We start from the raw sequence: 19,782 nt of genomic DNA, 5'->3' as shown, positions 1-19,782 counted from the left end.
ATACGATGGGGTATTTTCCCAGGATCCTGGTTGGCGCCTTCCATTATATAGTATACGATGTTACATCCTTAACAATACAATCCCTTTGCCCTTGTATTGTGATTTTGATATAAAAACTCTATGTTCTTTTAATATACATCTTTGTCTTGGAACTTTGTTGAGTATAACTTCAAGTCACTTTTGTCTTATTCACTAAAACTGGGTTTTTGTTATGAGAGAGTTTTATTTTTGAACAGCTTTACTTTTCAAGGTTGTCAAGGCTCTTGCCAAGATTCTTTATTTGTGGTATAGTTACATTAAACTTTAAGCAGGGGGGAATTTTTATGTGGAAAAAAGTTTTAGTGGTTTTGTTGGTGTTGGTTGCGGTTCTTAGTTTTGCCAAAACTCCAAAAGATACACTTGTCATAGCAGCCAACACAGAAATATTTATCACGCTTGATCCCGCCGTGTGTTATGAAACTTTTGCTGCTGCTGTTGTCACATCCGCTTATTCTGGTCTCACAAAAATTGAACCAGTAAATGGTGTTCTCACACCAGTTCCTGATCTTGCAGAAAGCTGGGAAGTTCAACAAGAAGGAGACAGAACCGTTTGGACTTTCCATTTGAGAAAAGGTCTTGTTTTTGCAAATGGAGATCCTCTCACTGCAGAAGATGTGGTCTTTTCGTTTAAGAGAGTTCTAACGATCAATAAATCACCGGCGTGGTTGTTCAATGAATTGGGTTTCACTAAAGAAAATATGGATGAAACAATCATCGCAAAAGATCCACTGACAGTTGTCCTTAAGACCAAACCTCTGGCAAGAAACATTGTACTCTCTATCATCGCTCCACCATGGGGTGGAGTAGTCAACAAAAAAGTAGTTTTGGCAAATCAAGTCAACAACGATCTTGGTGAGGCTTTCCTGACAGACAAATCCCAAGGTGCAGGACCATTTATAATAGTCGAATGGAAGCGCAAGGAACATGTAATTCTTCAATCAAATCCAAAATACTGGGCTGGTGAACCACCTCTGAAGAAAATCATAATCAACGATGTTCCTGAAGAAACGACTCAATTCCTGCTTGTTCAAAAGGGAGATGTAGATATAGCTTGGAATATAACTACAGAACAAGCAGCGCAACTGAGAGATGCAAAAAGTGGAAATATTCGTCTTGTTACCACACCTGAACAGTCGAATGAATATGTTGCGATGAACGTAGGTTGGGGCCCATTCAAAGACGAAAAAGTTAGGTTGGCAATAAAATACGCTATTGATTATGATGCAATTATCAATTCTGTCATGAGAGGTTTTGCGATATTGAACCAGAATTTCATGCCCATTGGGTATTTTGGTTATATCGAATTGAATCCATTCAAGAGAGATGTGCAAAAAGCGAAACAACTGTTAGCCGAGGCAGGTTATCCCAATGGTTTTGAAGTAGAAATAATAACAAGTACAACAGATATAAGGAGAAATGAAGCTATAATAGTTCAGTCGAATCTTGCCGATATAGGTATCAAAGCGAATATAGTACAAATGCCATCTTCGGAGATGTATGCGAAATATCGTCAGCAGGGTCATCAAATGATCATAGCCGGTTGGGGTATAGACTATCCCGATCCAGATGCACTTGCAAAGCCATTTGCCAACTATAGAGTTAAACAACTTGCTTGGAGAAACATGTGGTATGACGATTATGCAGCAGATTTGGCTGAGAAAGCTGGTGTCGAGCTGGATGATACCAAACGCGCCCAGATGTACAAAGAGTTGCAAGAATACTGGATAACAAGAAGCGCCTTTGCAATGCTGTACCAACCAGTTGGTTTCTGGGCGGTCAGTAATGATGTCGTTGGTTTCGAAAGAGCTGTTGAAGGTTACACATTGACCTTTGATTTCACAAAGATATCCAAGAAATAGCGTTCTATCTGTGGGTGGTTGGAAGATACCAACCACCCTTTTACTTATCTTTTTTCAAGGGAGGCTGTCATAGTAAATGAAGCTTGGTTCTTTCATAATACGTAGACTGTTTTTGATGTTGCTTGTTCTTTTTGGTGTATCTGTACTGGTTTTTGTAATTGCTAAAGTCATACCAGCCGATCCAGTTGGGGCAATACTTGGGGGAAATGCACCGATTGATCTTGTGGAAGACATGAAAAGGCGTCTTGGACTCGATAAGCCACTAATGAATCAATTTGCTGACTACATGCTCGGGTTGTTGAAAGGTGATCTGGGTGTTTCTCTAAAAAGTAATAGGCCTGTTATAAAAGATATTGCAAATTTTTTCCCCGCCACATTGGAACTCTCTATATGTGCAACTGTTTTGTCCGTAATTCTTGGAATTTTCCTTGGAATTCTATCGGCAGTTTATAGAAATAAATTCATCGATCATTTTGCCAGAGTCTTCTCGATACTTGGTGTGTCAATGCCAGTTTTTTGGACTGGATTGTTGTTGTTGTTGCTTTTCTATTTTCGCTTAGGTTGGCTGCCAGGAACTGGTAGGCTTGGACTTTTTATCACTCCACCGACTAAATACACGGGATTGTATTTAATCGATTCATTAATATCACTCAACTTTGAAGCCTTTAAAGATGCTTTGGCACATTTGGTTTTGCCATCGATAGTCTTAGGTTACTCAGCAACCGCTTCGATAGCAAGAATCACACGCTCAAGCATGTTAGATGTTCTTAGACAGGATTTCATAAGAACTGCGAAAGCAAAAGGTATTGGTAGGCGTCTTGTCATATACCGCCATGCGCTTAGGAACGCACTCATACCTGTAGTCACTATAATAGGACTGACTTTCGGAGGCTTGCTCGAAGGCGCAGTTTTAACAGAGACGATCTTCGGTTGGCCTGGTCTTGGTAGGTACATTGTTAATTCCCTACTTTTACTGGATTATCCTGCGATCATGGGTGGAACTCTATTTGTTGCGATTATTTACTCTTTAGTCAATTTGATTGTTGATATTATCTATGCAACACTTGACCCAAGAATGCGTGTTTAGGGGTGAGTTTCTTGACTGAGAGATCAGAGAATGCAATTTCGCGTTGGAAACCGATTATAGAAGATTGGAAACATACCTTTTATCTGTGGAAAAAAACAAAGCTCGCTATGATAGGAACCTTCATAGTCATTGGTTTCATCTTAATGGCAATCTTTGCGCCACTTTTGGCACCGTATGACCCGATAAAAACCAATCTACCAGAAAGATTGAAAGCACCGAGTAAGGCTCATCTATTCGGTACAGATCAATTCGGACGTGATATCTTCAGCAGAGTAATTCATGGCGCAAGAATAGAAGTTTGGATAATATTCCTCGTGACGGTGATTAGTGGCACTATAGGTGTCGCAGTCGGAATAACTGCTGGATACTTCGGTGGTGTGATTGACGAAATTTTAATGCGTATCACTGATATTTTCCTTGCATTTCCACGGCTGATCCTTGCAATGGCTCTATCGGCGATGCTTGGAAGAGGTTTGACTAACGCTATATTGGCTATTTCCCTTGTTGAGTGGACAGTCATAGCAAGATTGGCGCGTGCGGAAGCGATGAAGGTAAAATCACAACCGTATATAGAGGCTATAAAAGCAGTTGGTGCAAGCAACATACGAATACTGCTTTTTCATGTGCTTCCGATGTGTTTGTCTCCAGTACTTGTACAATTGACACTCAGAATGGGTACGATTATTTTGACCGCTGCAGGGCTTGGATTTTTGGGACTTGGAGCACAACCACCAACACCCGAATGGGGTGCAATTGTCAGCGATGGTAGAAGTTATTTGGTTCAGCAATGGTGGATTTCAACTTTTCCAGGTTTATTTATTGCGATAGTTGTTCTTGGTTTTAATTTACTTGGGGATGGTATTCGAGATATACTCGATCCCAGACTCAGGAGGTAAGATATGAATCGCGGCTCTCTTCTCAATGTGAACAATCTTCGAGTGATTTTTCACACTTATCGTGGTACCATAAAGGCTCTGAATGGTGTTGAGCTTTGGTTGAATGAAGAAGAACGTCTGGGAATAGTGGGCGAAACAGGTTGCGGAAAATCTGTCACAGCTTTATCCATCATGAGACTTATCGAACAGCCTGGAGAAATCATCGATGGATCTATTTTGTTTAATGGTAAAGATCTTTTGAAATTGAGTGAAGATGAAATGGATAAAATTAGAGGCAAGCAGATCTCCATGATCTTTCAAGAGCCAATAGCTGCTTTGAATCCTGTCTTCAAAGTTGGTTTTCAAATTGCTGAAACTATAGCCCATAGTCAAGGAATATCATTGAATGACGCCTATGAGCAGATCAAAGAAGCACTTGAAATGGTTGGCTTGGACTGGCAAAGAACGAAGGATCTTTATGCACATGAGTTAAGCGGTGGAATGGCTCAGAGGGTGATGATAGCTATGGCACTTGCTGTAAAACCAAGATTGTTGATTGCCGATGAGCCAACTTCTGCGCTTGACGTGACTATTCAGGCTCAAATACTCGAATTACTTGATAAATTGGTGACGGTTGGAAAAAATGCCGTGATTCTCATTACCCATGACCTTGGGATTGCTTCTGAATTTTGCGACAGAGTCGCGGTGATGTATGCTGGAAATGTCATCGAAGTCGCAACAAGTAGTGAGATATTTGACCAGCCTCTTCATCCATATACAAAAGGTCTAATCGAATCGATTCCAGTCATTGGTAAAAGTAAAGAACTCGTTGGGATACCTGGAACTGTTCCAGATTTAGTGGATCCGCCACCAGGTTGTCGTTTTCATCCAAGATGTAAACATGTTTTTGACAAATGTCATAGCGAATTTCCAAATCTTTATGAAGTAAAACCAAACCACTACGTAGCTTGTCATCTCTACCGTTAGGAGGATCTGGTTATGGAGACACTTATAGATGTTAGGAATCTGAAGAAGTATTTTGAGATAAGAAAATCATTGCTTTCTAAACCCATATACGTAAGAGCCGTTGACGACGTGACCTTTCAGGTTCCAAAGGGCTCTATCTATGCAGTGGTAGGAGAATCTGGATCGGGGAAGAGCACACTTGGTCGGACACTTCTCAAGTTGATCGAACCTACTTCTGGTAATCTGATCTATGATGGGCGAGATATAACCAAGTTGTCTGGCAAGGAAATGCTTCAATATCGTAGGCAAATGCAAATAGTACAACAAGATCCATATAATTCGCTTCACCCTCGCAAACTCGTCAAAGACATCATAGGAGAAAGTTTGAAGATACATTTGAAACTCAGATCAGATGAAATATATGTCAGAATAAAAGAAATCCTGGAGATGGTTGGGCTTAGAGAGGAACACATGTTTAGATATCCACATGAGTTCTCGGGTGGTCAAAGGCAAAGAATAGCAATAGCACGTGCCCTTGTCTTAAGACCCAAATTCGTAGTTCTCGATGAGCCAACTTCTGCTTTAGATGTTTCTGTCCAAGCCAGAGTTCTTGCGCTGCTCAAGGAATTAAGGGAAAAATTCTCTCTTACCTATTTGTTCATCACGCATAATTTAGCTGTTGTGGATTATATGGCAACACATGTTGCGGTGATGTATCTTGGAAAGATTATGGAACTTGGTACAAAAGACGATATCTTTCAAAAGGCATCCCATCCTTATACACTGGCTTTACTCGATTGTGTACCAAGTGTCGGTACTGGGAGGAAAATAAGATCCGTACCACGCGGTGAAATACCTAACCCTGCAAAACCACCAAACGGCTGTGTTTTTCATACAAGATGCCCTAAGGCACAGAAAATCTGCCAAGAAAAAGAACCAGATCTAATTGAGATCTCATCTGGTCATTATTGTAAATGCCATTTTTGCCAATAATTTTATCCGATATTTTCGTGTTCCACCTGTTGTTCTAACCTTTTCAGAATCAAATTGGCGCCAGCAAGACCTTTGAATTTTTCTCCATCTCTTATCGCAAAAGCTACTGTCAAGACCATATTACCAGTGGCACGAGATTGAATTGGGTCAGATATCGTCCAATCGATTTTGTTCTGCTTTATGTATTTGAAGTATGCCCTATCTGAAATGCTGCCTTTTGTACCTGTGGTAGTTATGAAATTACCTTCAGAGTCTGCAATGAAAACTGCTTCATAGATATCACTCTTTGTTTTCAAAAATTCCTTGGCGTATGGTTCAAAACTCTGCCAATCTAATCTCTGGCACTCAGGAAGCGATATCAATCGAGCCAAATCATTTATTTGTTCAATTAACCACTTTCTTGCACCTGTCAAACTTCTCAGTTTCAGTGATTTTATAGATAGAATTTGCCCATTCTTCAACAAATTCTGGGAAATATCACTGAGCGATCGAATAGTTTTATCCGTCTCTTCTGCAAAGTTCAGAATATCACTCGCTGTATTTGCATTAGCATTTACAGCCGATTCTATTTCTTGCGTCGATTGTATCTGAGAATTTATTGAAGAGATAATATCATCGACTATTTTTTTAAAGTGATTAACGGTGTCTTTAAGTAAAGTAAGACTACTTGAAAAATCTTCATTCACTTTGATGGTCTTCTGAACAGCTTCAGCAACTGCAATACCTTTCTCTACTGAACTTCTAATAGCAGATTCGATATTTGAGATCTGATTGGAAATCTGTTCTGCCGAGACACGAGATTGTTCAGCAAGTTTTCTCACTTCATCCGCAACCACAGCAAAACCTCGACCGTGCTCACCTGCACGTGCTGCCTCTATCGCCGCGTTCAGTGCCAAAAGATTCGTTTGCTCGGATATCTGCTGGATCGTCTGGACCATCTGCCTGATGCCACCAGATACGTTTGATAATTCATCCATAGTTTGCACTAAGTCTGCGAGTCTTTCCTTTGCAACGAGATTTTCATTCGATAGATCATTCATACTTTCTCTTAACCGTGAAACATCATGTTCTATTTGTTCAAATCTCTCTTGCATTTTTTCAGAATTCTGGCCTATTACCCTTGCGAAATTTGCTATCTCAGTTGCTCCAGACGAAGTTTCTTCAAGAGCTGCTGTCAGAGACTGGATTAATTCAGAGATTCGTTTGACTCTTTTCGTAGTCAACTCAGCCATCTCACTCATCTGTCCTGATATATTTGTCAAATTCTGAGCATCGTCGCGAAGACCATGAGAAGATACAAATAGTTCTCTGAACAGATTTACAATTTCTTTGTCTTCAACCTCAACATGATTCGTCGATGCTTTTTTCTTAGAGAAAATATTCAAAAATAGTACAAAGATCATGAAACTCACAGCCAAAGCAGTAACTACATTCCAATATGGTAATTTGACAAACCAAAAAACTAAAGCGCAGATCCCAGCAAAGATTCCTGCAAAACTCATACCATGCCCTCCTCATAATATCTCAAACCGCACTATTACTCACAATCAAATCCGGTAATTTTCTAAGGCAAAAAAATCATTGCCTTCACTATCTATGGCTACTATCAATGGGAATTCGACAACTTCTATTTTATAAACTGCCTCTGGTCCAAGGTCATCAAAGGCTATTAATTCTATTTTTTTCACATGTTCAGATAACGCTGCCGCAGCACCGCTTGGGGCGACAAAATAAACTCGTCCATATTCTCGACAGAGATTTCTTGCAAGTTCACCTCTCTTACCTTTCCCGACAGTTGCAACAACACCAAGTTCAAAGAGCATTTTTAAGTACCGATCCATCCTTTCACTGGTTGTCGGTCCGATTGCAACTTTGCCATTCAGTGATTTTGTGGGTCCGGCATAAAATACTATTTGACCTGAGAGATCAAAAGGTAGTACTTTTTTCTGTTCAAGTAGATCTTGAATTCTTTTTTGAGCAGCATCCCTCATGATCAAAAATATTCCAGAGTAATTTATCCTTTCAGATATTTTCAATTCTCTTGGGTTCAACGTTTATAACCCCTTTCCTGCATAAATAGCAATCAAAAGATATTGCAACGGGCAAATTAGCTATATGTGTTGGGGCATGTTCTATATGGACTGAGTAGGCGGTTATTCCAAAAAACAATCCTTGAAAACCTATTTTGAGTTGATTGAGTCTGTTGAGAATCACTTTCTCAAGTTCTGCATAACGTGCATCTTCGTTTTGTTCGTTCAGTTCTCTTGTCAAAGCTAATTTGGAAAGAACCACAGCTTTGTCAGAACTTCCTCCAATCCCTATTCCTACATTCAAAGGAGGACATCCCTTAGCACCATGTTCTTTTACATGGTTTACAACCACATCAATTATTTCGTCAATTCGCGCAGAAGGGTTCAGCATAAATAATCTTGTCAAGTTTTCACTTCCACCACCTTTTACAAGAAAACGTATCTGTACATATTCTTGATTGGTTATAAAAGTGTGAACGATAGCTGGAGTGTTGTCAAATGTATTTTTCCTTTCAAAAATCGGATCGTTCACAACTGAATATCTGAACGGGTTTTTTTTATAGACACGTCTCACAGCTTCATTGAGAATCTCGTCGATAGGTTGTGTGAAAACGATATTGTATCCTTTGAAAACAAAGAACTCAATCATTCCTGTATCTTGACAAAGAGGTAGTCCTGTTTGTTGAGCAACAACGATATTTCTCCTTAGAACATCATCGAAAGGACCGTCATATTTTTCAATTTGTTCTTTAACAAACTCACTGACAGATGTGTTTGCATAAAACAATTGTTCAGTCAACCGTTCCTGAATTTCATTTGAATCTACTATTAGTATTCTCATCTTTCTCCTCCTGCAAATCACTATCATGAAAATGATACAATAATCTTTGGGAAAAAGGGAAGGAGGTTCAAAATTCTATGAGAATAATCAAAGCCCCACGAGGTACAACTCTAACGTGCAAAAGTTGGCAAACTGAAGCGGCAATGAGAATGCTCATGAATAACCTTGACCCCGAAGTTGCAAGAGATCCTGCTAATCTCATTGTTTACGGTGGAACGGGAAAAGCTGCCAGGAATTGGGAATGTTTCGATAAAATAATTGAAACACTGAAGAAACTTGAAAATGATGAAACGCTCCTTGTGCAAAGTGGTAAACCTGTTGCAGTCTTCAAGACTCACGAATGGTCACCGCGAGTATTGATAGCAAACTCTCTGTTAGTACCTAAATGGGCAACCTGGGAATATTTCAGAGAACTTGAAGAACGTGGACTTATCATGTTTGGGCAAATGACAGCTGGAAGTTGGATCTACATAGGCACTCAAGGGATTCTCCAAGGTACATATGAAACATTCTACGCAGTTGCGAAAAAATATTTTAATGGAACTCTTGCTGGAAAATTCGTTCTAACGGCTGGACTTGGTGAGATGGGTGGTGCACAGCCATTAGCTGTGACAATGAACGATGGTGTGATACTCGCGGTAGAAGTTGACAAGAGAATGATTGATCGTAGAATGAATACAGGTTATCTCGATACATGGACAGATGATCTGAATGAAGCTATCAAATTGGTGAATCAAGCGAAAAAAGAGAGAAAACCACTCTCAATTGCTCTTCTTGGCAATGCTGCCGAGGTCCATCCAAAACTTGTGCAAATGGGAGTAATTCCAGATGTGGTTACAGACCAAACGGCAGCCCATGATCCATTAAACGGTTACATCCCTAAAAATCTCAGCGTGGAAGAAGCTGCAAAACTCAGAAAGAGTAATCCAAAAGAATATCTCGAAAGAGTTTATTCATCTGTATCTGAACACATAGAAGCTATTTTACAAATGAAAAAGCAAGGCGCAAAGGTTTTCGAGTACGGAAATAATATTCGTAGATTAGCATATGATCATGGTGTTCAAAACGCCTTTGAGATACCTGGATATGTACCAGAGTACATCAGAGATCTTTTTGCTAAAGGAAGTGGACCGTTCAGATGGGTGGCTTTGTCTGGAGATCCACAGGACATTTATGAGACAGACAAAAAGGTACTCGAGTTGTTTGGTCATGATGATCACTTGAAAAAGTGGATACAAATGGCTCAAAAAAAGATTCACTGGCAGGGTTTGCCTGCGCGTATTTGTTGGCTTGGGCAGGGTGAGAGAACACAGATGGGTCTCGCCATGAATGATATGGTGAAAAAAGGTGTATTAAAGGCGCCTATCGTGATTGGTAGAGATCATCATGATACGGGTTCTGTTGCATCGCCATACAGAGAAACAGAAGCGATGAAAGATGGTAGTGATGCAATAGCCGATTGGCCTATTTTGAATGCTTTGCTGAATACTTCAAGTGGTGCTACATGGGTTTCTGTTCACCACGGAGGAGGCGTGGGGATAGGTTATTCGATTCATGCCGGAATGGTTATAGTGGCAGATGGAACAGAATTGGCATCTAAGAAGCTTGAACGCGTTTTGACGAATGACTCCGGAATAGGTGTGATCAGACATCTTGATGCCGGTTATGAAATTGCTCTCGAAACAGCAAAGAAGAAAAATCTACACTACCCTATGATGGATTGAGCAGGAGGTCATACAATGTTAGAAGGTTTGACAGCTTTTTTCAAACAGTCTGCATTTGGTTATGTCACTGTTGGAAACGTCATTATGTATTTCGTCGCACTTGTATTGCTATACATCGCGATAAAAAAAGATGCCGAACCTTTACTCTTGATTCCTATAGCGTTTGGGATTATTTTGGGAAATATCCCACCGCAACTGACCAATATTCTTGACGAAGGTGGATTACTTTGGTACTTAAACATAGGAGTAATAAAAGGTATTTACCCTCCATTGATATTTCTTGGTATAGGTGCTCTGACAGATTTCTCATTCATGATTTCCTATCCAATAACGATATTTTTGGGTGGAGCAGCACAGATAGGAATTTTCATAACGTTCATCCTTGCAAAAACTTTTGGTTTCACCCTGAAGCAAGCGGCCTCGATAGGTGTCATTGGGGGAGCAGATGGACCCACTTCCATATATATATCAAGTCGTTTTTCTCCTGAACTTCTTTCAGCAATTGCAATTGCTGCCTATTCATATATCGCGTTGATACCAATTTTGCAGCCAATCGTCTCGAAAATTCTTACCACGAAAGAAGAAAGAAAGATAAGAATGGGGCCACCAAGAAAGGTTTCCAAGACAGAGAGAATACTTTTTCCAATAATTGTAACTGTGGTTTCCGCGATTCTTGTGCCACAATCTTTGTCGCTGGTTGGTATGCTGATGCTCGGAAATATTTTAAGAGAAGCCGGTAATGTGAAAAGACTTGTTGAAGCAGCCAGCAGATACATCCTTGACACAGTAACAGTTATTCTAATGGTTTGTGTAGGTGCTTCTGCGCGTGCAGATGTCTTTCTAAAACCTCAGAGTTTAATGATATTTGGTCTTGGTGCTTTTGCATTTATCTGCTCACTTGCGGGGGGTATCATGTTTGCGAAGTTTATGAATTTGTTCCTCAAGGAAAAAATCAATCCATTGATCGGAGCCGCCGGGGTTTCGGCCGTTCCAGATTCTGCAAGAGTTGCTCAGAAGTTGGCGCAAGAAGTTGATCCAACCAATTTCATACTCATGCATGCGATGAGCCCAAATGTAGCTGGTGTTATTGGTTCGGCGGTTGCAGCTGGTGTATTTTTATCTTTGATCAAATAGGAGGTTTTATCATGAAAAAGCAGTATGATGTGAAGATAAATTATTCTTGGTGTAAAAAATGTGGTATATGTTACCACTTTTGTCCAACGGGTGCGATTGCAAAAGGTGAATTACTAAAGCCAATTGTAGCTGATGCTGCAAAGTGTATAGGTTGTCTAATGTGCGAGAACCTGTGTCCAGATTTTGCAATAGTCATCGAGGAAAAATTGCCTGTACAGGAGAGTGTTCAAAATGGGTGAAAGAGTATTGATGCAAGGAAATGAAGCTTGTGCGCTTGGAGCTATAAGAGGTGGATGTAGATTCTATGCCGGATATCCAATAACTCCTTCTTCGGAAATTGCAGAGACTATGGCAAGGGAATTACCGAAGGTGGGAGGAGTATTCATTCAAATGGAGGATGAAATAGCAAGTGCTGCAGCTATTATAGGTGCATCTCTTGCTGGTGCTAAATCTATGACGGCTACCAGTGGACCGGGTTTCAGTTTAATGCAAGAAGCGATCGGTTATGCTGTAATGGCGGAAACACCGTGTGTTTTTGTAAATGTAATGCGAGGAGGACCTTCTACAGGGCTTCCAACCCAACCAGCTCAGGGAGATATAATGCAAGCGAGATGGGGTACACATGGCGATCATGAAATAATCGCTTTATATCCATGGAGTGTCGGTGAAACCTATAAACTCATCATAAAAGCCTTTAACTATGCAGAGTATTACCGTACACCTGTTATTTTCCTGATGGATGAAGTCTTAGGGCACATGAGAGAGACTTTTGAATTACCTGACGATAAGGAAGTGAAAATCCTTCCCAGATTAACAGAAAGTGAATTGTCAGAAGAGGAAATTTATACACCATTTTCCGAACAGGATTTTGCAGAGCCAACACCGACACCACTTATAGAAATGGGTAGAGCACGGTTTCATGTTTCAGGCCTTGTGCACGACGAATCTGGTTTTCCACAGGCGAGTTTCGAGATCAGTGATAAATTGGTGAGACGATTGTCCAATAAGATTAGAATCCATGCCGACCAAATAGCCATGTATGATGAATATATGACAGATGATGCTGAGATTCTTGTTGTGGCATATGGTTCAGTTGCGAGAAGTGCCATTAAAGCTGTCAAGATAGCAAGACAAGATAAAATCAAAGTAGGACTTTTCAGACCTATAACGATCTGGCCAGTAGCTGCCACGAGGTTGAAAAAACTTTTGACACAGGTTGATGGGGTAGTTTTTGCGGAAATGAACTTGGGTCAGTACGCAAAAGAAGTGCTCTCCCTGACAAAGAAAAATCTAAAGGTCAAGATTGTCACTAAAGTGGGTGGAAGATTAATTACTCCAGAGGAAATTTTGGAAGGGATCAATTCATTGCAAACAGAAATGATAGAGTTTTAGAGAGCTTCATTTTAATATGAGGAGGGAATCGGATGGTATCCATGAACGACTTGATCTCAATTGCCATACAGATTGAGGCAAATGGTTATGTGTTCTACGACAATCTTGCAAAGGATCAACAAAATCAGAAACTCAAAGAATTTTTCACCAGACTGGCAGATCAAGAGAGAGTGCATCAGCAATTTTTCAAAAATCTCACTGAGCGGATTGAACATTCTACTTCAATTTCCAGTTGGATCGAGGACGAAGTGAGTGGCTATTTGAAAAGTTTTGCAGAAGTGTCAATCTTCCCAGCTATGGAGAAATCAAAACAAGAATTGACTTTTAAACAAGCACTCGATATAGCTATAAATGTAGAAAAAGACAGTATCATCTTTTACTCGGAGCTATTGAAATACATTAGTGATGAGAAAAAAATCATCGAAACTATTATAAACGAAGAGAAAAAACATTTGATAGATTTACTCACTGTTAATCGCGAAGAATTTGGATAATCTGTGGCCGGAATTTCTTTCTGAACTTTTTGTCATAAAGTCTGAGTAACAGATAATAACATGCGACAGCTGATACAGATATGACAAAAGAGATAGTTTCCGAGAGAAAGGATGTCGTAATCAGGAGAGACACGACAAACAATATAGTGGGTATAGTATAAACCACAAAAGCGATCTTGGTACCACTTGTTGCTGGTGTTTTAACCAGTACTTGATCTCCTACCTTGAGGTCAAATTGTGCTTTGTCTACCTCCAAGCTCACCGTCTGTTTCTCTCCTGTACAGAACATGTTAGCCGGACATTTTCCGCACATCGATGTTCTTTCCTTTGCGAGTATCACCGTTGAATCTTTTATTTGAATTACCACCATCTTTTCACTCGCCATTGTTTTTCCTCCTTTATCTGTGTTTCTTCAACCTTTCGCTTTATCATTCTGCTTATATCGTAAATATCAGTTCCATTCATTCTCGGTATCTCGCCTCGCGAAATATATGATAAGGCACTGACTATAAGTCTCCTAACTGGCACATACCTTTTTGTCTTGACTCTCAATATAAACTTCAATGTAAAAGCCCTCAGAAAACTGGCTGTGAAAAACATTATCTGTACCCCAACTATCGGAATCCCCAGGATTGAAAAACTCACCGGGGATAGTGCCTTAGCAGTGGCACCACCCAGAACTGCTCCAATCAGTCCACCAATACCACCGAATGTCGAGTACATGGCAAAATAAGCTGGAGAAGAGCTGTGAGCAACTTCCATTGGTAATGTCAAAAAGGTAAGGTTTATAGCAGACCAAGCTATTCCAGACATGATGACATCGACAATCATCAAATATTTCCAAGTATATTGGTTCATCAGAATCCATAAGGGAGAAACATAGCAAGCCATGATGATTCCAAGGACTGCTATTGTTTTGTGACCATATTTATCTGAAAGTTTTCCCCAGATGTTGTAGAAAGCCATAGCAACAAGACTGTTGATCACCGTTGTGATGCCTATATATGAAAATGGTACATTCAAATTCTTTAATAAATGATAACTGTAGAAAGGAGAAGTAAAAGCTATCACTGCATTCCAAATCAGATAGAACAAACATAGTTTCATGAAATTGTAGTCTTGAAAAACTACCTTGGTTTCTATCAAAGCACCAGAACTCTTGAGAGGTACTTCAGGAACTTTTTTCAAAGACCATAAAGAGATGAGCATTCCCACCATACCGATGCCGATCACGATCTCATAGCCAAGTGGATCGCGAAATTTCTCAATAAGCAGAGAATAACCATAAAAAGCTACGAGTGTCACAAGAGAGATATAAATATTTCTTCTGCCGAAAAACGTACCTCTTTCTTCCTCTGAAATCAAATCGCGGACCAAAGACGTCCAAGCATTTCCGGCAAGAGTTCCAAAGATCTGGGAAAAGGCAAAGATTGTCACGAAAATGGCTGGGGTTCTATTTGGAACGAGTAAGAATATCATCAGCAATATCCACGGAGATCTCGAAAGAATATTGAAAAGATTCGTCAAAAACCTACGTCTTGGAAATTTTCTCATTATCACTGGTGAAACGACCTGAAAGGCTTGGGCAATCATTGGAAACGCGGCACTCACACCGATGAGAAATTCATCAAGTCCAAATGCCAGAGCGAGACCTGTGAAAACAGCACCTTGGGTGAGAAGTGTATAGAGTGTAGATGCTACACCTTCGAGATTCAAATAAAACTTCATCCTTTTACCACACCCAATGGTATCAAGCGTGCAACTTTTTTCGATATACCAATTTGATCCACGATTTCAACAACTCTCTCTACATCTTTATAAGTCTCTGGAGCTTCTTCAACCAATGTCTTTTTCTCTTTGCTTATCGTCATTATTCCTTTTTCTTTGAGTTGTTTCAAAACTTTATCGTAACTCAAATTCCGTAGTGCTGCTTTTCTACCCAAGACTCTACCTGCACCATGTGCTGTACTTGCGTATGAAATCTGTTCCGCTTTCTTGGTTCCAACAAGAACATATGACGCACTACCCATACTCCCAGGTATTAGAACGGGTTGCCCAGTTTTGATGAATTCATCTGATAGCATGGTATTTCCCGGACCTAACGATCTTGTAGCTCCTTTGCGATGGACTATAACCTTTTGTCCATAATCTTCGAGTTTTGCTATATTGTGTGCTACATCGTACAGCAGCCAGACCTTGTGTCCGGGAAGAATTTTTTCAAAACTTTTCCTTATCATATCAGATATCATTTGCCTATTGGCAAAAGCATAATTTGCTGCGCAGTTCATAGCATTAAAGTACTGTTGCCCAATAACGTGGTTAAACGGAGCATTTATCAATTGTTTATCGGGTAAGTTTTTGTTATGAGCAGATAATTTATCACGCATAATCTGAATATAATCGGTCGCAATTTGATGTCCAAAGCCACGACTACCACAGTGTATAGAGATTGTTATTTGATCTTCAAAGATTCCGAATGCCTGTGCTACTTTTTCGTCAAAGATTTGATCGACTTTCTGTATCTCTATGAAATGATTACCCGCTCCAAGTGTACTCAATTCATCAAGTCCTCTTTCAAAGGCTTTTTTTGATACATGATTTGGATCGGCCGGGCTCAATCTTCCTGTATCCTCAATCCTGTTTAGATCCTGTTTTGTTCCGAAACCTTTTTCAACAGCCCAATGTGCACCATCTACACAAATCTGACGTAATGTTTTTTCATCAACTTTGATAGCCCCACTTGCACCTACACCTACCGGTACGGTTTTGTAGATTTGCTGGAGTAATTTTTCAAGAACGACTTTCACTTCACTATCACTTGCTGAAGTCAACAGAAGTCTCACACCGCAATTTATGTCGAATCCAATACCTCCAGGTGATATAACTCCATTTTCAGCAGAGAAAACTCCAACTCCTCCGATTGGAAACCCATAACCCCAATGGATATCTGGCATTGCTATCGCAGCAACTATACCTGGCATGTATGTCACATTTACTATTTGTTGTAAAGCTTCTTTGAATTCTGGATCATTGATCGTTTCTTGATCTGTGTAGACAACGGCATCGATGTTCATTCCTTTTATTTGAAATATGAAACGATCGAGGCGTTTAATATCCATCGAATCACCTCTAAGATGATTATGCAACTGGTAAATGAATAGTCAAGTAGGAAAGAAAAAGGGGAGATACTTCCCCCCTGGAGGCGACGGTGGGATTCGAACCCACGCATAGAGATTTTGCAGACCTCCGCCTTAACCACTTGGCTACGTCGCCTTACAATTTTATTATACCATGCTATCTACAATGTTCAAGTGACATCTGAAGTGTTATCATTAGAAGCAGAAAGCAATGAGGAGGGATAGATTGTGAAATGGTTATATGTTGAAGAATTGAGAAACCACATAGGTGAAGAAGTTGAATTGCGTGGCTGGGTATGGAATATGAGATCAAGTGGAAAAATTCATTTCGTTCAATTTAGAGATGGTACAGGTTTTGTTCAGGTTGTAGTTGAAGAATCTTCTGTAGATCCTAAGGTTTTCGAGAGTGCTTCCAAACTGAGGATAGAATCGAGTGTTATCATTAGGGGTAAAGTGATAGAAGATAAGCGATCGCCCTACGGTGTTGAGATTCATGCATCTGATGTGACACCAATTCAAATACCAGATGAACCTTATCCAATATCGAAAAAAGACCACGGTATAGATTTTCTAATGTCATACAGACATCTTTGGTTGAGATCAAGAAGGCAATTTCATATTCTGAAAATAAGAAACGCCATCTTGACGGCAATAAGACAATTTTACAAAGCCAGAAATTTCACTTTGATCGATACGCCTATCTTTACCGGAGCAATTGGTGAAACCGCAGGTAATCTGTTCGAGCTTGATTATTTTGACTATGGAAAGGTTTATCTAACTCAAACTGGACAACTTTATCTTGAAGCCGCTTGTATGGCTTTTGGAAAGGTCTATAATCTTGGTCCAACATTCAGAGCAGAAAAATCAAAAACTCGTAGACATCTCATAGAGTTCTGGATGCACGAAGCAGAAGTTGCATATTATGAGCACGAAGATAATTTGAAATTGCAAGAAGAACTTGTTTCATACATAGTAAAATATGTTCTTGAGCATGCGAAGGATAATCTTTTGGCTCTCGGTAGAGATATATCAAAACTCGAGAAAGTTGAACCACCTTTTGAGCGAATTACTTACGACGAAGCGATCGAATTGCTACAGAAAAATGGTTTGAATGTCCAATGGGGTGATGATTTTGGCGGAGATGAAGAGACCATAATAGCTTCGAATTTTGAGAAACCAGTTTTTGTCACACACTATCCCCGTAAAGTCAAGGCTTTCTATATGCAACCAGATCCTAAAAGACCAGAGGTTGTGCGCTGTGCTGATCTACTTGCACCAGAAGGTTATGGAGAGATCATAGGTGGTTCTCAAAGAATTCATGACTATCAGTTGCTCTTGGAAAGGCTTGAGGAATTCAATCTGCCAAAAGAAAAATATCAATGGTATCTGGACTTACGGAAATGGGGTAGTGTACCTCACAGTGGGTTTGGTTTGGGGATTGAAAGAACAGTTGCTTGGATTTGCGGACTTGAACATATAAGAGAAGCCATACCATTCGCCAGAACTTTGTACAGGATTTATCCATGAGAGGAGTAAAGGATGAATCAACTTCAATCAAATATGAATGGAGATGTTTTGTTCTCTCTGAGACCGCATACCTTAGATGATTACATTGGACAGACTGAGGTGAAACAAAAACTCAAGATAGCTATTCAAGCTGCAAAAATGAGAAATGAACCATTAGATCATATTCTTTTTGCAGGGCCACCTGGTCTTGGCAAGACGACACTTGCCTTTGTAGTTGCAAAAGAGATGGGGACGAATATATATGTCACAAGTGGTCCTGTACTCGAGAGACAGGGAGATATTGCAGCGGTACTTTCGAGCCTAAGTGATGGTGACATACTCTTCATTGATGAGATCCACAGAATTAACAAAGCAGTTGAAGAAATCTTTTACTCGGCACTTGAAGATTACAAGGTAGATATAATGATAGGTAAGGGTCCAACGGCTCGTTCAATCCGTATTGGCCTTAGGCCATTCACACTCATCGGTGCTACAACAAGAAGTGGTTTATTGAGTTCTCCTCTTCGAAATCGTTTTGGTATGACTCTTGAACTACAATTTTACAGTGTTGATGAACTGATTCAAATAATCACAAGAGCTTCTGGCATTCTCAAAATCACCATAGAAGAGTCGGCAGCAAAATTGATTGCAGAACGCTCACGCGGCACTCCAAGAATTGCATTGAGATTACTCAGAAGGACTCGAGATGTAGCCACAGTGAAAGGAAAGTCTGCTATAGATATCGATTTGGTCGAAAAAACTATGGATATTCTTGAAATCGATGAGTTAGGGTTAGATGAAACCGACAGGAAAATATTGAAAACAATTATAGAGATATACGATGGTGGTCCTGTGGGATTAGAATCACTTGCTGCCACTTTGAATCTCGAGACTGACACACTCAAAGAAGTTCATGAGCCATATCTTTTGCAGAAAGGTCTAATAGTTCGTACTTCAAGAGGAAGGATTGCGACTGATCTTGCATACTCACACTTAGGATATTCATCGAGGATAAGAGGAGGATTGTTCGATGGATCTCTCGGAGAATCTCAAGAATGTGAAACTCAGGATTGAAAACGCTGCAAAGCGAGTTAAAAGAGATCCTAATTCGATAAAATTAGTTGTGGTGGCAAAAGAGGCTGATATAGAATCAGTCAAACAAGTAATTGAACTTGGCGTTCAAGATTTGGCTGAGAACTACGCTCAACAACTTCTCCAAAAATATCCATTGATTAAAAACGCCCAATGGCATTTTATAGGAAGGATACAGACGAATAAAATCAAGTATATAGTACCAATCTGTGAGTACATCCACTCAGTTTGTAGAAAAGAAGAACTCATTTTGATAGACAAATTTGCTTCTTTACATCGAAAAATTCAAAAAGTTCTCATCGAAGTCAATATCTCTCACGAACAGACAAAATCAGGTGTAGATCAGTCACAATTACAGGAAATACTCGAATTTGGTTCTTCGCTTAAAAATATCCGGATAATGGGTTTCATGACGATGGCTCCTTTTACAGAGGATTTTGGACAGATAAGAGCAATCTTTAAAGAATTGAGAAGGTTGAGAGATTTCTATCAAAGGCAATATCCTGAGCTTGAACATTTGTCTATGGGTATGACTAATGATTTTGAGATTGCCATAGAAGAAGGTGCAACAATGGTGAGAATTGGCAGAGCAATTTTCAGAGGAGAGTGAGTG

The 19,782-nt window shown here is 39.9% G+C and carries 19 protein-coding genes and 1 tRNA gene; 13 read left to right on the top strand and 7 right to left on the bottom strand.

The features are described 5' to 3' along the window. The first annotated feature begins 323 nt into the window (after nt 1-323). The 5 genes from TSP02S_RS06080 (at nt 324) to TSP02S_RS06060 (ending at nt 5,819) form a co-directional block, all read left to right on the top strand. Nucleotides 324-1,898, top strand: a complete 1,575-nt coding sequence (locus TSP02S_RS06080; protein WP_041082695.1) for an ABC transporter substrate-binding protein — start codon at nt 324-326, stop codon at nt 1,896-1,898. 76 nt (nt 1,899-1,974) lie between these two features. Next, nucleotides 1,975-2,985 carry an ABC transporter permease gene (locus tag TSP02S_RS06075; protein WP_041082693.1) on the top strand — a complete coding sequence of 337 codons (1,011 nt, stop codon included), beginning with the start codon at nt 1,975-1,977 and terminating at the stop codon, nt 2,983-2,985. An 11-nt stretch (nt 2,986-2,996) separates the two neighbouring features. Beyond that, the gene (gene nikC, locus TSP02S_RS06070; protein ID WP_408645528.1) at nt 2,997-3,881 is read left to right on the top strand and encodes a nickel transporter permease; all 885 of its coding nucleotides are present in this window, start codon (nt 2,997-2,999) and stop codon (nt 3,879-3,881) included. Between the two features lie 3 nt (nt 3,882-3,884). Next, entirely contained in the window at nt 3,885-4,847 is a 963-nt protein-coding gene (locus TSP02S_RS06065; RefSeq protein WP_041082692.1) for an ABC transporter ATP-binding protein, read from the top strand. Nucleotides 4,848-4,859: 12 nt separating this feature from the next. Continuing rightward, entirely contained in the window at nt 4,860-5,819 is a 960-nt protein-coding gene (locus TSP02S_RS06060) for an ABC transporter ATP-binding protein (protein ID WP_041082690.1), read from the top strand. Between the two features lie 2 nt (nt 5,820-5,821). Here TSP02S_RS06060 and TSP02S_RS06055 read toward each other — a convergent pair whose 3' ends face one another. Genes TSP02S_RS06055 through TSP02S_RS06045 form a run of 3 tightly spaced genes read right to left on the bottom strand, consistent with a single transcriptional unit; the run spans nt 5,822 to nt 8,690 of the window. Beyond that, a complete protein-coding gene (locus tag TSP02S_RS06055) occupies nt 5,822-7,321 on the bottom strand; it encodes a methyl-accepting chemotaxis protein (protein ID WP_041082688.1) in 1,500 nt (499 codons plus the stop codon). 45 nt (nt 7,322-7,366) lie between these two features. Next, complete coding sequence (locus TSP02S_RS06050; protein WP_041082686.1) at nt 7,367-7,870, bottom strand: FumA C-terminus/TtdB family hydratase beta subunit; 504 nt, start codon at nt 7,868-7,870, stop codon at nt 7,367-7,369. Next, the gene (locus TSP02S_RS06045; RefSeq protein ID WP_232503667.1) at nt 7,842-8,690 is read right to left on the bottom strand and encodes a fumarate hydratase; all 849 of its coding nucleotides are present in this window, start codon (nt 8,688-8,690) and stop codon (nt 7,842-7,844) included. Before TSP02S_RS06045 ends, TSP02S_RS06050 begins: the two co-directional genes overlap by 29 nt. A 77-nt stretch (nt 8,691-8,767) precedes the next feature. Between TSP02S_RS06045 and hutU the strand changes: the two genes are divergently transcribed. The 5 genes from hutU to TSP02S_RS06020 are packed head-to-tail and all read left to right on the top strand — an operon-like array spanning nt 8,768 to nt 13,434. Continuing rightward, on the top strand, nt 8,768-10,414 hold the full coding sequence (gene hutU / locus TSP02S_RS10990; protein WP_041082684.1) for a urocanate hydratase: 1,647 nt from the start codon (nt 8,768-8,770) through the stop codon (nt 10,412-10,414). Between the two features lie 15 nt (nt 10,415-10,429). Further along, nucleotides 10,430-11,548, top strand: a complete 1,119-nt coding sequence (locus TSP02S_RS10985) for a sodium ion-translocating decarboxylase subunit beta (protein ID WP_041082681.1) — start codon at nt 10,430-10,432, stop codon at nt 11,546-11,548. Between the two features lie 11 nt (nt 11,549-11,559). Continuing rightward, complete coding sequence (locus tag TSP02S_RS06030; protein WP_171816327.1) at nt 11,560-11,787, top strand: 4Fe-4S dicluster domain-containing protein; 228 nt, start codon at nt 11,560-11,562, stop codon at nt 11,785-11,787. Continuing rightward, nucleotides 11,780-12,940, top strand: a complete 1,161-nt coding sequence (locus tag TSP02S_RS06025) for a 2-oxoacid:acceptor oxidoreductase subunit alpha (RefSeq protein WP_041082676.1) — start codon at nt 11,780-11,782, stop codon at nt 12,938-12,940. The genes TSP02S_RS06030 and TSP02S_RS06025 overlap by 8 nt, the downstream gene beginning before the upstream one ends. A 32-nt stretch (nt 12,941-12,972) precedes the next feature. Further along, nucleotides 12,973-13,434 carry a ferritin-like domain-containing protein gene (locus TSP02S_RS06020; protein WP_041082673.1) on the top strand — a complete coding sequence of 154 codons (462 nt, stop codon included), beginning with the start codon at nt 12,973-12,975 and terminating at the stop codon, nt 13,432-13,434. Here the strand turns inward: TSP02S_RS06020 and TSP02S_RS06015 are convergent. From TSP02S_RS06015 to TSP02S_RS06000, 4 genes are all read right to left on the bottom strand, one after another. Continuing rightward, nucleotides 13,412-13,819 (bottom strand): SoxR reducing system RseC family protein, encoded by a 408-nt coding sequence (locus TSP02S_RS06015; RefSeq protein ID WP_041082671.1) that lies wholly within the window; start codon nt 13,817-13,819, stop codon nt 13,412-13,414. The two genes, TSP02S_RS06020 and TSP02S_RS06015, sit on opposite strands and share 23 nt — an antisense overlap. Continuing rightward, a complete protein-coding gene (locus TSP02S_RS06010) occupies nt 13,795-15,162 on the bottom strand; it encodes an MFS transporter (protein ID WP_041082669.1) in 1,368 nt (455 codons plus the stop codon). Before TSP02S_RS06010 ends, TSP02S_RS06015 begins: the two co-directional genes overlap by 25 nt. Next, nucleotides 15,159-16,553: an RtcB family protein gene (locus TSP02S_RS06005; protein ID WP_041082667.1), complete on the bottom strand. Its 1,395-nt coding sequence runs from the start codon at nt 16,551-16,553 to the stop codon at nt 15,159-15,161. Before TSP02S_RS06005 ends, TSP02S_RS06010 begins: the two co-directional genes overlap by 4 nt. 78 nt (nt 16,554-16,631) lie before the next feature. Then, a tRNA-Cys gene (locus TSP02S_RS06000) sits at nt 16,632-16,707 on the bottom strand. Nucleotides 16,708-16,799: 92 nt separating this feature from the next. Between TSP02S_RS06000 and asnS the strand changes: the two genes are divergently transcribed. The 3 genes from asnS to TSP02S_RS05985 are packed head-to-tail and all read left to right on the top strand — an operon-like array spanning nt 16,800 to nt 19,779. Beyond that, a complete protein-coding gene (gene asnS / locus TSP02S_RS05995; RefSeq protein ID WP_041082665.1) occupies nt 16,800-18,098 on the top strand; it encodes an asparagine--tRNA ligase in 1,299 nt (432 codons plus the stop codon). Between the two features lie 12 nt (nt 18,099-18,110). Next, on the top strand, nt 18,111-19,151 hold the full coding sequence (ruvB, locus tag TSP02S_RS05990; protein ID WP_041082663.1) for a Holliday junction branch migration DNA helicase RuvB: 1,041 nt from the start codon (nt 18,111-18,113) through the stop codon (nt 19,149-19,151). Beyond that, nucleotides 19,108-19,779 (top strand): YggS family pyridoxal phosphate-dependent enzyme, encoded by a 672-nt coding sequence (locus tag TSP02S_RS05985; RefSeq protein ID WP_041082661.1) that lies wholly within the window; start codon nt 19,108-19,110, stop codon nt 19,777-19,779. The genes ruvB and TSP02S_RS05985 overlap by 44 nt, the downstream gene beginning before the upstream one ends. Nucleotides 19,780-19,782 lie beyond the last annotated feature (3 nt).

This window comes from Thermotoga profunda AZM34c06 (assembly GCF_000828675.1).
Classification (GTDB): domain Bacteria; phylum Thermotogota; class Thermotogae; order Thermotogales; family DSM-5069; genus Pseudothermotoga_B; species Pseudothermotoga_B profunda.
Note: the sequence above shows the minus strand (reverse complement) of the source record. Positions and strands in the feature narration are given on the sequence as shown.